Raw genomic sequence first — 12,814 nt, forward strand, 5'->3', positions numbered from 1 at the left:
GCCGTCGCTCACACGCTCAACAACCGGCCCCGCAAGACCCTCGGATGGAAGACACCTGCTGAGGTCTTCGAGGAGCAACTACGCTCCCTACTACAGAACGGTGTTGCATCGACTGGTTGAACCTGCCCAGTTCGGCTCTTGGGCCTTCACCGATCGCGCGAGGGCCTCCGGGTTGGTGCCGTCGATGGGCAGCGTCGAGGACTGCTACGACAACTCGATGATCGAGTCATTCTGGTCCCGGATGCAGGTCGAACTGCTGGATCGGATGAAGTGGAAGACCCGCGTCGCACTCGCCAACGCGATGTTCGACTACCTCGAGATCTGGCATGACCGGCGCCGGCGACACAGCCAGCTCGGGCGGCTCACGCCGATAGCGTTCGAACGCGTCAGCACCATCACCGTGGCATGACAGTCCAAGAATCTCGACTCCGCGGAACCCAGGGCAGGTCGAGAGCCTGAAATATCACCTCGGTCGCAACCATCTCGGCCAACTCAACCACGGTCACTGTTTCAACAAGCCGTGCCGTCCCTCGGGCAGGCAGGCCGATCGCTCGGCTTGACGGTATGTAGCGACCCGGCCGCTACCTACCGCCGAGAGGCCGCGACGCGTCGTTCCATGCCCGATGTCGTCGCCGGTGCGAACTCGTTGACCTCAACGGCAGCCGCCACCACCGCAGCCACCACCGCCGCTACCGCAGCCACTGCCTCGGCGAGTCGCTGCCGGCTCCTCGTTCAGTCGCTCCCCGCTAGCGGAGGAGGAAAGCGCGTAGGCCAGAGCGATGTGCATCAGGGGCTCGACAGCATGTTGAGCCTGGTCGAAACCCTCCTCGGCCGTCGTCCCCGTCCGCCACCGGTAGTCGATGCCAGCGGCGATCACGGCGAGCTTGTACGCCGACAGGCCCATCCAGAACTCCCAGTTGGGGAGGTCCGACCCGCTACGGGTGGCATACCGCTCCGCGAGCTCCTCAGCTTGCGGCAGACGATCGCTGGTCCATGCGGCCTCGAAGCCGAGGATGGCGTTCAGCGGTCGCTCTCGGTAGACCCCCATCAAGGCGACGTCTGCGACTGGGTCGCCGAGCGTCGACAACTCCCAGTCGACGACAGCCAACACATCGCCGGTCGTGGGTTCCAGCAGGACGTTGTCGAGTCGGTAGTCGCCGTGGACAATGCTCGTCCTTGTCTGGCTCGGCAGACCCATTGCGAGACGACGGAGGGCCTCCTCGGCTGCGGACTTGGTGAACGGCGTTGCGTGACCGCCGACGATGTCCCACTGGCCCGACCACCGGAGAAGCTGACGGGTCGCGTAGCCGTCGGGACGTCCGAGATTCTCGAGACCCACCGAAGCCGGATCCACCGCGTGAAGTCGGGTGAGCGAGTCCACGAGCTGGTCGACGACGTGAACCAGCTTGAGGTCGTCCAGGGCAGCGAGGTCGGCCTCCGAGCGAACCGCCTCCCCGTCGACGAACTCGACAATCGTGAAGGGAGCGCCGATGACGGTCAGGTCGTTGCTCGCGGCGATCGCGCGTGCCATGGGGACGTCCGTCCCCCCCAAGGCTTGGGTGACCTGGTACTCGCGCTGGACGTCGTGTGCGGAAGGAGTGGCTCCGCCGGCGGGGGGCCGCCTCAGAACCCAGGTCTCGGGTCCGTTGTCGATCCGGTACGTCAGGTTCGAGCGTCCGCCGGCGATCTGCTCGGCCGACAGGTTCGCGTCGACCCGGAGGCCCTGGGTCTCGAGCCAGCTGCCGAGGCGACAAAGCTCGGCATCTCCGAGGACCCCCGGAGCGGCAGCACCCTCGAGGGGCGCTGACAGGGAAGAGCCGGTCTGGTTGCTGGACATCACTTGGCCTCCGTGATTCGGCGTACGGCGCGGTTGGCAATCGAGTAGCGGTGGACCTCTGAGGGACCGTCGTAGATCCGGAAGGGGCGCAGCTCGCGGGCGATGCGGGAGACGGGCAGCTCGGCGGAGACGCCGAGCCCACCGCACATCTGTTGGGCACGGTCCGCGATGCGGCACAGAGCCTCAGCCGCGAAGATCTTGGCGACCGACGTCTCCTCGGATCCTCGGCCTCCATCGTCGAGGACGACGCAAGCTTTGAGCAGCAGCGCCCGTGTGGCCGCGAGATCGATCTCGTTGTCCGCGATCATCTGCTGCACCATCCCGAGATCGACCAGGCGATCCCCGAATGCCCTTCGCTCGGAGGCGACCACCACGGCGGTTTCGTGGGCTCGACGTGCGGCGCCGAGCCAGCGCATCACGTGCGTCATTCGCGCGGGCCCCAAGCGGACCTGGGCGTAGCGGAAACCGAGGTCTCGCTCGCCGAGGATCGCGGAGTCCGGCACCAGGACGTTGGTGAAGGTCATCTCACAGTGACCGCCGACCATCGACTTGTCCTGGGTGTGCATGTGGCGCCCGACATCGAGACCCTCGGTGGTGGCGGGCACCAGGAACATGGTGGCTCCGTGTCCATGCTCGCCCGGGGTCCCGGACGTCCTCGCCATCACGATGAAGAAGCTGGCGCCGTCAGCGCCGGTGATGAACCGCTTCCGGCCGTTGATCAGCCAGCCGTCGGCGACGCGCGAGGCAACGGTGGTCAAGGCGCTCGGGTCGGATCCGGCTCCCGGGGACGGCTCCGTCATGGCGAAACCGGAGCGCACCTCTCCACGAACCAGCGGGGCGAGGAACTCCTCACGCTGCGCCGAGGTCCCGACGTGGTCGAGCAGGTGCATGTTGCCCTCGTCGGGAGCCGCGATGTTCAGCGCCAGCGGCCCGAACAGCGAGTAGCCGGCTTCTTCGAAGACCGCTGCGCGGTCCACCATGCTCAGGCCGCCACCGCCGAACTCGACTGGCGCATGCGGGGCGAAGATGCCGCGCTGCCTCGCGGCCGCCTGCAGCTCTATGCGGAGCCTGTCACCGCCAGCGGCCTCGATGTCACCGTCGTGCCGGTCGTCGAGGGGCAGGACAACTTCGCGCACGAAGTCCTCGGTCGCTGCCGCGGTGATCTTGGGGTCGTACATGAGATCTTCCTCGTCTCGCTCGGCGCCGTCAGGCGCAGTAGCCGCTTGTTCCAGAGCGCGACATGACAATCCGTCCGATGACGGAGCTACTGCCGAGCCCGAGCGGCATCTCTACGACATCCACGATGTCGCTGGTCGGGATCATGGATCCGGGCTCGATGACCTCGGACACCCACGCCGCTATGTCGGTGTCGACGAACGCCGGCGCGATGGCCGTCGCCGTCACGCCGTTGCCGGCCTCCTCAAAAGACTTGCCGAGACGACGCAGGTCTGTCTGCTCCAAGGCACCTGTGGTGCCCCCACCGGCATTGAGGACGAGCGCGTCCATTGCACCGAAGCGTGCACGGTGGGCTTCTGCCACCCCCGCCACCGCGTCGCGATCGGCTGAGTCCGCAGCGACGACTTCAACCTGTGGCGCACCGGCTGCGGCCAGTTCCTCAGCGACGGCCGCAAGCTCGCCGGCACCTCGGGCAGCGATGGTCACGCCATAGCCCTTGCGCGCGAGCCGGAGAGCGATCGACCGACCCATGCCTCGGGAAGCGCCGGTGATGAGAGCAGACCGCGGACCTGAGACGACCTCGCTCTCGTGCGCGAATCGACCAGCGGCGAGGAACGTCGGGGGAATCGAAGCAACCATGTCAGGACGCCTTGTGTACACCGGGGCGGACGGCGTCGCCGGGCGGCTGGTCGCTTGCCAGGTACCAGGCGAACTTGCGCCCCCACAGGCGGTGCGTCCAGGGCCAGACGCGGCCCGCCGGCGGGTGTTGCGAGACGAACTCACCGAAGGTGAGGGCGACCAGCAACTGGCCGACACCGACGAGGACAAAGCTTCAGACCATCGGCGGGCCTGCTGTCGCCACGGCGAACGCGAGCACTGTATATACGCCGACCAGGGCGACTGGTTGGCGAATCCCAGCGAGAAGTTGGCCCTCGGGCTCTTGTCGCGGGCGACCTCGGCCTCAAGACCGAGCTCTCTCATCTGTCGCGCATCGGCGTCCAAGGGCGTGGTTGCACCCAGCTGCGCCTGCTCGGGGTTCCTGAAGTCCGTCATCGAAGTTTCCTTGCTCGTGCCGCTGGACTCCGCAAAACATACAGTGCTGACGTATTTATGGCTAGACTGCTACCGTCCGAGTTTCCAACGGCGCGAAAGGACTGCGATGGGCACGGATCACTCCATCCTCATCGCGCCTCTGGGCGCCACCGGCCGGGCCGACGAGGTCGCGGTACGCATCTCCGAAGCCATCCAGCTCGGCCTTCTCACCGACGGCGAACGCCTGCCCCCGGAGGCCGAGTTCGCTCAGCAGTTCGGGGTCTCACCGGTGACCTTGCGGGAGGCGATCGCGACCTTGCGCGAGCGTGGCTTGATCGAGACACGCAGGGGGCGCACAGGTGGTTCCTTCGTGCGCCGGGCTGCTGAACCCGACGAGAAGCCCGACGTCGCCCGGCTCCGAGGGATGTCTGCGACCGCGCTGCGAGACCTCGCTGACGAGCACTTGGCGATCGCTACGACCGCCGCGACGTTGGCTGCTGAACGGGCATCCGAAGCGAGCGTCAAACGCATCCTCCAGTTCGCACAGCAGCTTGAGCAGGCGACCAGCCGGGGCGACCGCATGAAGGCGGACAGCCGATTTCACATCGAGGTCGCGATTGCGACGAGGTCGGAGCGACTGACGCGGCGCGAGGTTGCCCTTCAAGCCGAGACCATCGGCTTGCTGTGGACCTCACACCTTCCTGAGAGCGACGTCGTGGCCCAGCACGAGGAGCACTTGGCCATTGCCACCGCCATCTCCAAGGAGGACGGCGAGGTTGCCGGGGAACTGGCGCATAAGCACGTCACGAACAACCTGAAGCGTCTCACCGCGGCGTACCTTTCCCTGACGCGACCCACCAGGAGGCAGTCATGAGCCGCACCGGATCGGTCACGCCCGAGCGCGAGCTGACGCGCATCTCGACTTGGCTTGAGCAACAGATCGACGACCGGCTGACTCCACTGCTCTCGTACGCCGAGCAGCTCGCAGCGCTCTCGTCAGCGTCCAGCAGCGGTGGACTCACCGCAGGCGACGTCGAGTCCTTGAGCCAGCATGTCGAGGCGATCATCAAGGACTCACCGGCCATCATCGGCAGCGGCTACATCGCCGCGCCGGGTGCGGTCGACGATGCGATTCGCTACATGCTCTGGCTGCAGCAGCGCGGAGACGCCATCAAGCGACTCCAGCTCAACTTCGACACGACCGACCTCGAGGCGTACGACTACGTCGAGATGGATTGGTACCTGCGAACGCGCGACCGGCTGCGTCCCACGCTGATCGGGCCGTACCTCGACTACTCGGGCTCTGACGCCCTGGTCATCACGCTGGCCGTTCCGGTGCTGTCGGGCGCTGAGTTCCTCGGTGTCGTCGCGATCGACCTGATGGCGCAAGCTGCCGAGGAGCTCATCACGAACGAGCTCTGCCAGCTCCCCGGTGACGTCGTCGTCGTCAACCGGGACAGGACCGTCGTGGCAACGAACTCAGTCCGGTGGATGCCGGGCGAACGGCTGGCGTCCATGCCCGACGAGGATGAGGCCTGCTTCAAGACCGCTCTCCAGGTCGGCGACTGGTCGGACTGGCAGATCGCAGTCGCCAAGCCCTGATCCGGTCTCGGCGGCGCCCCGGGTTCGAGTCGCACCCAGCTGCGTACATCTCTCGCCAGCCCGAGGGCGGCGCAGCCCGCAATGCGGTGACGCCTGCCCCTCGCTGGTCGCGAGGGACAGGCGTCCGCTGTTCGGACCGGAAGCCGCCCTTGGGGTCAGGAGGTGGAGGCGTGGGCGGCAGGTACCTCTTCGGTTCGGGGGCCCCACCGCGCAGCGTCGATTCCGTTGATCTCGTCCTCAGGGCTGACGCGAAGCTGCATGAACGTGCCGAGCACCGTGACGAGCGCCAGCGCCGACACGACCCCGATTCCCACCGTGACGAGAATTCCCAGGATCTGCCACCAGAGGTTGATCTCGGCGTGCTGGAAACCGTAGTCACCCTCGAGGCCGAAGTAGCCTCCGGTCGCAGTGCCCCATGCGAGCACGCCGACGATGAGGTCGCCGACGATCGCGGCACATGCCAGCGGGAACACCTTGGCGTCGTCGATGCCTCGCTTGTTCACCCAGGTGTAGGCCACTGCCACGACCACGGGGCCCGAGATCGAGACGAGCACGGTCTCCCAAGGCTTGAGGACATCGAACGCCGTGGTGTTGGCAACGTAGGCTGAGATGGGTCCGAGGATCGCATGCACGGGATTGTGCGTCTTGTAGGCGATCGCGCCACCGACGAGGCCGCCGACGGCGAACGACACAAAGACGTTGGTGTAGACGAGCCCAAGTCCGGAGGTCGTCATCGAGACGCCGTAGTAGCCGTCCTCGGGAACGAAGAATCCGCAACCCATGACGATCAGGGGAGCCGCGAACAGCAGTACAACCACACCGAAAAGCGCCAGGGGCACGTTGTGGGGAGCCCAGGTCGCCGACTGGCCCGGCTTGGGGAACAAACCGAGGCGAGGCTTCAGCTTCAGGGTCAGCACGATCCCGAAGGAACCGGCGAAGATGTAGGAGCTGTAGGCCCCGACGAAGTCGTGGGTTCCGGCGTTGGTGAGAGGGCTGGTAGAGCCCCAAGTCAGCCACAGCACCACGGGGTAGATCAGGCCACCGATGAATGCCGAGATGACGTACAGCGGCGCGCTTCTGATTCGTTCCGACGCGGCGGTGTGGACGAGCGCGCAGACGAACCCCCCGTAGACGGCGAGGAACACGAAGAAGATCTGGGAGTTGCCGGCGCCTGGCGCCACCGCGGAGTCGATGTTCTGGGCGTAGTCGTTCATGAAGTTGCCGCCGAACCACCAGTCCTTGATGGCCTGCGAGAACCCGTCGGGAACTCCGAACGCCTTGTTGTACTGATAGTTCCAGAGCGCGAAGCCGACCACCATGTACGCCGCCGTGCCGATCGCGAACGCGGTGAGCTTCTGGATCGCCGTGGAGAGGACGTTCCCCGTGCGGACGAGGCCTGAGTCGACGAGGATCAGGCCCAGCAGTCCGAGGACCACTGCCGCCGAGGACATGATGTAGAAGAAGTTCTGGGTGAAGGCGTCGGAGTTGACCTGGTCACCGAAGGTCTCTACGGCCAGCAGGACGGCGCTCATTCCGCACCCGCCTCGAGGTAGGTGTGGAACCCGAATGCCCGGTACTTGAGGCGGGGCAGCTTCTCCATCGTCACGAACCCGGGGTCGGCGTTGATCACGTCAGGGATCCGGTTGACCAACTGCGTGCAGGTGGTGATCTGGGTGGGGACGTTGCCGTTGGACAGGACCAGATCGGGCTCGCCCTTGATCTCCCAGTCGTTGATGTCGCCGTCTGTCTCGCCGTACACCCGACCGGACATCTCGAAGGTGAAGACGACACCCTCCTCGGTCTGGATCTCATCGATGTCCGTGAACCCGATGACGTCGCCGGCCGCCACGTCTAGGTTGAGGGCCTGGGAGTGCATCGGTTCGGCGGCGACGTCGGGCCGAGTGGTGGAAGTGATCGACTTGACGGTCAGCCCGGCGTCGGCCACGAGGGCGTCGAGCACGTTGCGGCCGAAGGTCGGTGGACGCTCGGCACCGCTGAGCCACTGGTTGAACTGCTCGACGGTCTTGCCGACCTGCTGGTCGCCGGCGACCTCAGGGCCGTAGTCGTCGACGTTCCAGCTGGCGCGACCTGTCACGTGGTCGATGCGGTGGGCGGTTCCCATCATCATCGCGACGATGTTGACCCAGTAGGTGTCCTGGTGGCCCGTGCCCGTGAGCGTCGCGCCGGTGCGCTTGGCGATTGCGTCGAGCTCCGCGGTGAGCTCGGGCGAGGTGTTCCACGGGTAGAGGGCCTCCTCGGAGAGGGTCACCGCGTTGACACCCGCCTCGGCACAGTTGCGAAGCTGCTCGACGGCGTCGGTCATGTAGCTGTTGACGGCGATGACGGCGACGTCGGCTCCCGACTCCGCGAGTGCTGCCTTCGCGTCGTCGGTGACGATCACACCGAGCTGCCGGCCGAGTCCGGTCAGGTCTCCCAGGTCCTTGCCGACCTTGTCCTTGCTCCGGGAGATCGCGGCGACGATCTCCACGTCCTTGTCGAGCAGCATGCGGGTGGCGATCGAGTTCATCGCGCCCACACCGTAGATGGCGGCCTTGATGCGGTTCATTCCGGGTGACTCCCTACTCGTGTTCCTGGCTGGTCGTCGGTCCGGGGTCAGGCCCCTCGCCGGCGAGGATTACTTCATCTGCGAACTCGGCGTGCACGGCGTCCAAGTGGTCCCAGCGAGCGGCCACGATCCGCTTGGTGTCCCATGTCGCCATCTTCTGCTGGTTGAAGTGCCGCCCCATGAGGTCGGGGTCCACCTCGAAGACGTGCTCGAAACGCTGGATGACCTGGTCGGTCACCCGCTCAGCCTCAGGCGGCACCTGCTCCGCAGGCACCCACCTTCCGAACCTGTACTCGCCGCTCACGCCGTCACCTCCTCGTAGGCCTCGTCGAGGCTCTGCTTGCCCGGGTTCATGATGTTGTTTGGGTCGAGGGCGCGCTTGATGGTCTTCATGACCTCCCAGGACGCTCCCATCTCGGTGGGCACCAGCTCGGCGTCACCCGCGCGCGTGGCACCGTGGCAGGACGACATGGACCCGCCGTGGTCGATGGCGACTTGGGCGATCTCACGCTTCAGGGAGACGAACGCCTGCCACGACTCCTCGTCCATGCGGTCCTCCCACAGGCCCATGTCGATCTCGACGAGGACGTCGGCCCACGGCTTGTGGGCGCCGTTGGTGTATTGGAAGGCGCCCCAGTCATCGAAGATGTCGTACTGGTCGACGTAGCGCTTGGCGATCTCGTGCCACTTGCGCAGGACCTCGGGGACCTCGCTGTAGGGGACCGCGGCGTCCTCGCAGTGCCACGACATGGGCACGACCTTGCCGTCCTTGTCGCGGCCGTGCAGCGGGTTCGCGTAGCGGTCGTGGCGTGCGGCCCAGTCACCGGCGGCGATCTCGTCGCCGATGTAGCGACCGCCCAGGCTCCTGCCGAGCTCCATGACCTTCTTGGCGCCGACCTCGACCTCGATCTTCGTGCCGAAGAGCGAAGCAGCGCAGACGGCCTTCACCCAGTCGGGCTGGATGATGTACGCCTCGTCGTCGCGACGCAGGTAGTCGACCTTCTCCGGGTCGAACATCATCACGCCGCCGAGGGTCGCGAGCCCGCTCTTGGCGATCAGCGCGAAGGTCTTGTAGGCCGTCTCGTAGTCCTCGAAGAGGAAGAACGCGGCGAACTCCGCCTCCGCGCGAGGCACCAGCTCGAGGGTGGCCTCGGTGACGATGCCGAGCGTGCCCTGGTGTCCCATGAAGAGCTGCTTGAGGTGGTAGCCGGTCGACGACTTGCGAACCTTACGACCACCGCCCTCACCGACCTCGATGATCTCGCCGGTCGGCGTCACGATCTCGAAGGAGATGACCAGGTCCCGGGTGTGGCCGTAGCGAGCACCCAGCAGCGAGAGCCCGCTCGTCCCGATGCGACCTCCGACCAGCGCGCACGCGTACGACGCCGGGTCGTCGGGGTAGATCACGCCGTGCTTCTTCAGCGACCGGTTCAGTGTCTGCATGTTGATGCCGGGACCCACCGTCACCGTGTTGTTGACCAGGTCGATCTCCTTGATCTGGTCCATCCGTTTGATGTCGACGACGATGCCGCCCTTCATCGGGACGGCGCCGTCAGCGAGTCCGGTGCCGCCGGCGCGCGGGACCACCGGGATCTTGTACTCGTTGGCAAGCTTGACGATCTGCGAGACCTGCTCGGCGGTCCGGGGAAGGACGACGATGTCGGGGATGAACTCCTCCCAGCGGTGCACCGGGAAGGGCGCAGGCACTCGAGCGCGGTTGAAGCGGCTCGACTTGTTGGTCAGAACCGCCCCGTCCTCGCCGAGGATGGCGTTGAGTCGGTCGATGACCTCGTCCTCGATGCTGATGGTGCTCACGCTCGCGTCCTCCCGCCGATCTCGATGCCCGCCGACTCCGCGACGAGCTCGATGATGTCCTTGACCTCGATGCCGGCCTCGTCGCCTGCGGCCGTCAGCGGTCGCTCCGACCACACGCAGGCGGACACGAGGGTGTCGACCTCGAGCTCCGAGGCCTTCTCCAGGCGGCGACGGCTGATCTCCGCCGTGATCTCGGGTTTCTCGATCGGGAGACCACCACCGCCGCCGGAGCAATAGGACCACTGTGTGACGCGGTCGACGTCCTTGAACGTCAGGCCCGGGATGGACCGCAGGATCTCGCGCGGCGCCTCGTGGATGCCCTTGCGCTTGTTGAGGCGGCAAGGGTCGTGGTACGTCACGACCCGATCGATGGGTTCGGTCAGCTTGAGCCGCCCGTCGCGGATCAGCTCTGCAACCAGGTCGATGATCTGGACGACCTCGAAGTCGAACTCCTCGCCGAAGTACGCGGGGTAGTCCTCGGTGAAGTGGACGTAGTCGTGCGGCTCGATCGCAATGATGCGCTTGACACCGGACTTGCGCCAGTCGTCGACGTTGTGCCGGGCGAAAGCCATTGACTGCTCGACGTAGCCCATCTCGCCGGCCGGCCCGCCGCAGCACCACTGCTCGTTCATCAGGCCGAACTCGTAGCCGGCCGCCTGGAGAATCTGTGCGGTGGCGCGCGGTACCGAGGTCCGGTAGTAGGCCGCCTCACAGTCGACGAACATGATCGTGTCGCCGCCGATGGGGATGTCGAGGCCCTCGGCCCAGTCGCGGACCTGCGCTTGGGCGTTCGGGCTGTCCCCCTCGACGCCGAGCACGGGCTCGTTCTTCAGCTCGTTCGTCAGTCGGTTCCAGACCTTCCATCCCTCCCGGTCCAGGCCCTTGTCCACCAGCATCGCCCGCATCGCGCGAACGACCTTCACCGTCTCGGTGCGGGCGCGGTAGAAGTCGCCGACCATGAGCGTGTTCGGGCACCGGACCTCACACCCGCCGCACTGCGTGCAGTGGACGTAGTCGTCGGCGACGTCCTCGACAGTGAGGTGCCCCTTCTCCATCGCGATCACGTTGGCGTGGAAGGCGGTCGGCGTGTGGTTCTCATTGCGGGTCACCTGGGTGACCGGGCAGACCTCCCGGCAGAACTTGTGCCCCGAGGAGAAGCAGCCCGTCGCGTTCTCGTGCCACTTCTCCACGAAGGCCTGCTCGACCTCACCGAGGAACTGGGGCGTGCCCAGGTCGACGGTCGTCGCGGCGGTGGCTGCCGTGGGGGCAGTGGCGCTCTCGTTGTGCTCGTGTTCGTTGCTCATCGTCGTACCCTTCAGACGGACTTCGTCATGACGTGCTTGATGCGGGTGTATTCCTCGAGGCCGTAGACCGACATGTCCTTGCCATATCCCGACTGCTTAAAGCCGCCGTGGGGCATCTCGGACATCACGGGCAGGTGGTCGTTGACCCACACACAGCCGAAGTCGAGGTCGCGCGCCGCACGAGCGGCGTGGTTGAGGTTCTGCGTCCAGATCGACGCGGCGAGACCGAAGTCGACGTCGTTGGCCCACTCGAAGGCTTGGTCGACGTCATCCGCGCGCTGCACAGAGACCACCGGGCCGAACAGCTCGGTCTGCACGATGATGTCGTGCTGGCTGGGGTTGGTGACGACGGTCGGCTCGATGAAGTAGCCCTTGCCGGGGATAGCACGACCGCCCGTTGCGATCTCGCCGTCCGTCTTGGCGAGCACGTCGAGGATCGACTGGCGGTGCGAGGCCGAGACCACCGGCCCCATGTCGAGGTCCTCGGTCTCCCCGGGGTTGCCGACCTTGAGCGCCTCGACCGCGGGGACCAGCTTCGCCACCAGCTGGTCATAGACCCCCGGCGTAGCGATGACACGACAGGCCGCAGTGCAATCCTGGCCCGAGTTCACGAAGGCGCCCAGCGTGACGCCCGCGACGACGGCGTCGACGTCCGCGTCGTCCAGGACGATGACGGGAGCCTTCCCTCCGAGCTCGAGGTGCGCCTTGGCAACATGGTCAGAGGCCACCTTCGCGATGTGCTTGCCGGTGCTGGTGTCACCGGTCACGGAGACCAGCCCGATGCGGCGGTCACCCACCAGGGAGTCGCCCATGTCAGCAGCGGAGCCCGACAGGACGTTGAAGACGCCCGCCGGGAAGATGTCCTGCGCGAGCTTGGCGACGTATAGAGCAGTCAGAGGAGTCTGCCGGGACGGTTTGAGGATGCTGCAGTTCCCGGTCGCCAACGCGGGGCCGAACTTCCACGCCGCCATGAGGAGCGGGTAGTTCCAGGGCGCGATGCCCGCGACGACACCGATCGGCTCTCGCCGGACATAGGACTCGTAGCCGTTGAGGTACTCACCACCGGCTCGACCCTCCAGCGAGCGCGCGGCACCGGCGAAGAACCGCAGGTTGTCGACGACGAGCGGAACCTCGTCGCGCGCGACCGGAAGCGGCTTGCCCACGTTGCGCGACTCCAGCATCGCCAGGTGGTCCGCGTGCTCCTCGATTGCCGCAGCGAGCGCCAGGAGCATCTCGGCGCGCTCACCGGGCGTCGTACGGCGGTAGGTCTTGAAGGCCTCGGTCGCGGCGGTCACGGCTGCGTCGACGTCCGCCGCACCGCTGGCCGGCGCCTGCGCGAGCACCTCCTCCGTGGCTGGTTCGATGACGTCGAGCAGCCGGCCGGACTGCGCGGGGACGAGCTCTCCGTTGATCAGGTTCAGTGCGCTCACGTCATTCGGGTCAAGCATCGTTCTGTCCTCTTTCGTTCTCTTGTCACGTTCT

At 66.3% G+C, this 12,814-nt stretch carries 12 protein-coding genes; 3 read left to right on the forward strand and 9 right to left on the reverse strand.

Features of this window, described 5'->3' with window-relative positions; genetic code table 11:
* Positions 1-100 precede the first annotated feature (100 nt).
* On the forward strand, positions 101-409 hold the full coding sequence (locus tag KU893_RS21745) for an integrase core domain-containing protein (RefSeq protein WP_372449731.1): 309 nt from the start codon (positions 101-103) through the stop codon (positions 407-409).
* Positions 410-652: 243 nt separating this feature from the next.
* Here KU893_RS21745 and KU893_RS21750 read toward each other — a convergent pair whose 3' ends face one another.
* Genes KU893_RS21750 through KU893_RS21760 form a run of 3 tightly spaced genes read right to left on the reverse strand, consistent with a single transcriptional unit; the run spans position 653 to position 3,652 of the window.
* The gene (locus KU893_RS21750; protein WP_218236765.1) at positions 653-1,837 is read right to left on the reverse strand and encodes a phosphotransferase family protein; all 1,185 of its coding nucleotides are present in this window, start codon (positions 1,835-1,837) and stop codon (positions 653-655) included.
* The gene (locus tag KU893_RS21755; protein ID WP_246593041.1) at positions 1,837-3,084 is read right to left on the reverse strand and encodes an acyl-CoA dehydrogenase family protein; all 1,248 of its coding nucleotides are present in this window, start codon (positions 3,082-3,084) and stop codon (positions 1,837-1,839) included. The genes KU893_RS21750 and KU893_RS21755 overlap by 1 nt, the downstream gene beginning before the upstream one ends.
* Positions 3,044-3,652, reverse strand: coding sequence for an SDR family NAD(P)-dependent oxidoreductase (locus KU893_RS21760; RefSeq protein WP_218236767.1), 609 nt, complete (start codon positions 3,650-3,652; stop codon positions 3,044-3,046). The genes KU893_RS21755 and KU893_RS21760 overlap by 41 nt, the downstream gene beginning before the upstream one ends.
* Before the next feature lie 124 nt (positions 3,653-3,776).
* On the opposite strand from KU893_RS21760, the gene KU893_RS21765 reads away from it, so the two are divergent.
* Together KU893_RS21765 and KU893_RS21770 are read left to right on the forward strand one after the other, a co-directional pair.
* Positions 3,777-4,919, forward strand: coding sequence for a FadR/GntR family transcriptional regulator (locus KU893_RS21765; RefSeq protein WP_257440878.1), 1,143 nt, complete (start codon positions 3,777-3,779; stop codon positions 4,917-4,919).
* The gene (locus KU893_RS21770) at positions 4,916-5,647 is read left to right on the forward strand and encodes a PDC sensor domain-containing protein (RefSeq protein WP_218236769.1); all 732 of its coding nucleotides are present in this window, start codon (positions 4,916-4,918) and stop codon (positions 5,645-5,647) included. The genes KU893_RS21765 and KU893_RS21770 overlap by 4 nt, the downstream gene beginning before the upstream one ends.
* A gap of 155 nt (positions 5,648-5,802) precedes the next feature.
* Here the strand turns inward: KU893_RS21770 and KU893_RS21775 are convergent, their stop codons facing one another.
* Genes KU893_RS21775 through KU893_RS21800 form a run of 6 tightly spaced genes read right to left on the reverse strand, consistent with a single transcriptional unit; the run spans position 5,803 to position 12,780 of the window.
* Entirely contained in the window at positions 5,803-7,179 is a 1,377-nt protein-coding gene (locus KU893_RS21775; protein WP_218236771.1) for a hypothetical protein, read from the reverse strand.
* Positions 7,176-8,213 carry an NAD(P)H-dependent amine dehydrogenase family protein gene (locus KU893_RS21780; RefSeq protein WP_218236773.1) on the reverse strand — a complete coding sequence of 346 codons (1,038 nt, stop codon included), beginning with the start codon at positions 8,211-8,213 and terminating at the stop codon, positions 7,176-7,178. Before KU893_RS21780 ends, KU893_RS21775 begins: the two co-directional genes overlap by 4 nt.
* A gap of 13 nt (positions 8,214-8,226) precedes the next feature.
* Positions 8,227-8,517 carry a hypothetical protein gene (locus KU893_RS21785; protein ID WP_218236775.1) on the reverse strand — a complete coding sequence of 97 codons (291 nt, stop codon included), beginning with the start codon at positions 8,515-8,517 and terminating at the stop codon, positions 8,227-8,229.
* Positions 8,514-10,028, reverse strand: a complete 1,515-nt coding sequence (locus KU893_RS21790) for an FAD-binding oxidoreductase (protein WP_218236777.1) — start codon at positions 10,026-10,028, stop codon at positions 8,514-8,516. Before KU893_RS21790 ends, KU893_RS21785 begins: the two co-directional genes overlap by 4 nt.
* Positions 10,025-11,332 carry a (Fe-S)-binding protein gene (locus KU893_RS21795; RefSeq protein WP_218236780.1) on the reverse strand — a complete coding sequence of 436 codons (1,308 nt, stop codon included), beginning with the start codon at positions 11,330-11,332 and terminating at the stop codon, positions 10,025-10,027. Before KU893_RS21795 ends, KU893_RS21790 begins: the two co-directional genes overlap by 4 nt.
* 11 nt (positions 11,333-11,343) lie before the next feature.
* Positions 11,344-12,780: an aminobutyraldehyde dehydrogenase gene (locus tag KU893_RS21800; RefSeq protein ID WP_246593042.1), complete on the reverse strand. Its 1,437-nt coding sequence runs from the start codon at positions 12,778-12,780 to the stop codon at positions 11,344-11,346.
* Positions 12,781-12,814: the final 34 nt, after the last annotated feature.

Source organism: Nocardioides daeguensis, from assembly GCF_019192965.1.
In the GTDB taxonomy this organism is placed as follows: domain Bacteria; phylum Actinomycetota; class Actinomycetes; order Propionibacteriales; family Nocardioidaceae; genus Nocardioides; species Nocardioides daeguensis.

Bases quoted from the DNA above. Each gene is read 5' to 3' on its own strand.
- KU893_RS21750 (WP_218236765.1), bottom strand. From the start codon at position 1,837: ATGTCCAGCAACCAGACCGGCTCTTCCCTGTCAGCGCCCCTCGAGGGT.
- KU893_RS21770 (WP_218236769.1), top strand. From the start codon at position 4,916: ATGAGCCGCACCGGATCGGTCACGCCCGAGCGCGAGCTGACGCGCATC.
- KU893_RS21795 (WP_218236780.1), bottom strand. From the start codon at position 11,332: ATGAGCAACGAACACGAGCACAACGAGAGCGCCACTGCCCCCACGGCA.
- KU893_RS21760 (WP_218236767.1), bottom strand. From the start codon at position 3,652: ATGGTTGCTTCGATTCCCCCGACGTTCCTCGCCGCTGGTCGATTCGCG.
- KU893_RS21780 (WP_218236773.1), bottom strand. From the start codon at position 8,213: ATGAACCGCATCAAGGCCGCCATCTACGGTGTGGGCGCGATGAACTCG.
- KU893_RS21775 (WP_218236771.1), bottom strand. From the start codon at position 7,179: ATGAGCGCCGTCCTGCTGGCCGTAGAGACCTTCGGTGACCAGGTCAAC.
- KU893_RS21800 (WP_246593042.1), bottom strand. From the start codon at position 12,780: ATGCTTGACCCGAATGACGTGAGCGCACTGAACCTGATCAACGGAGAG.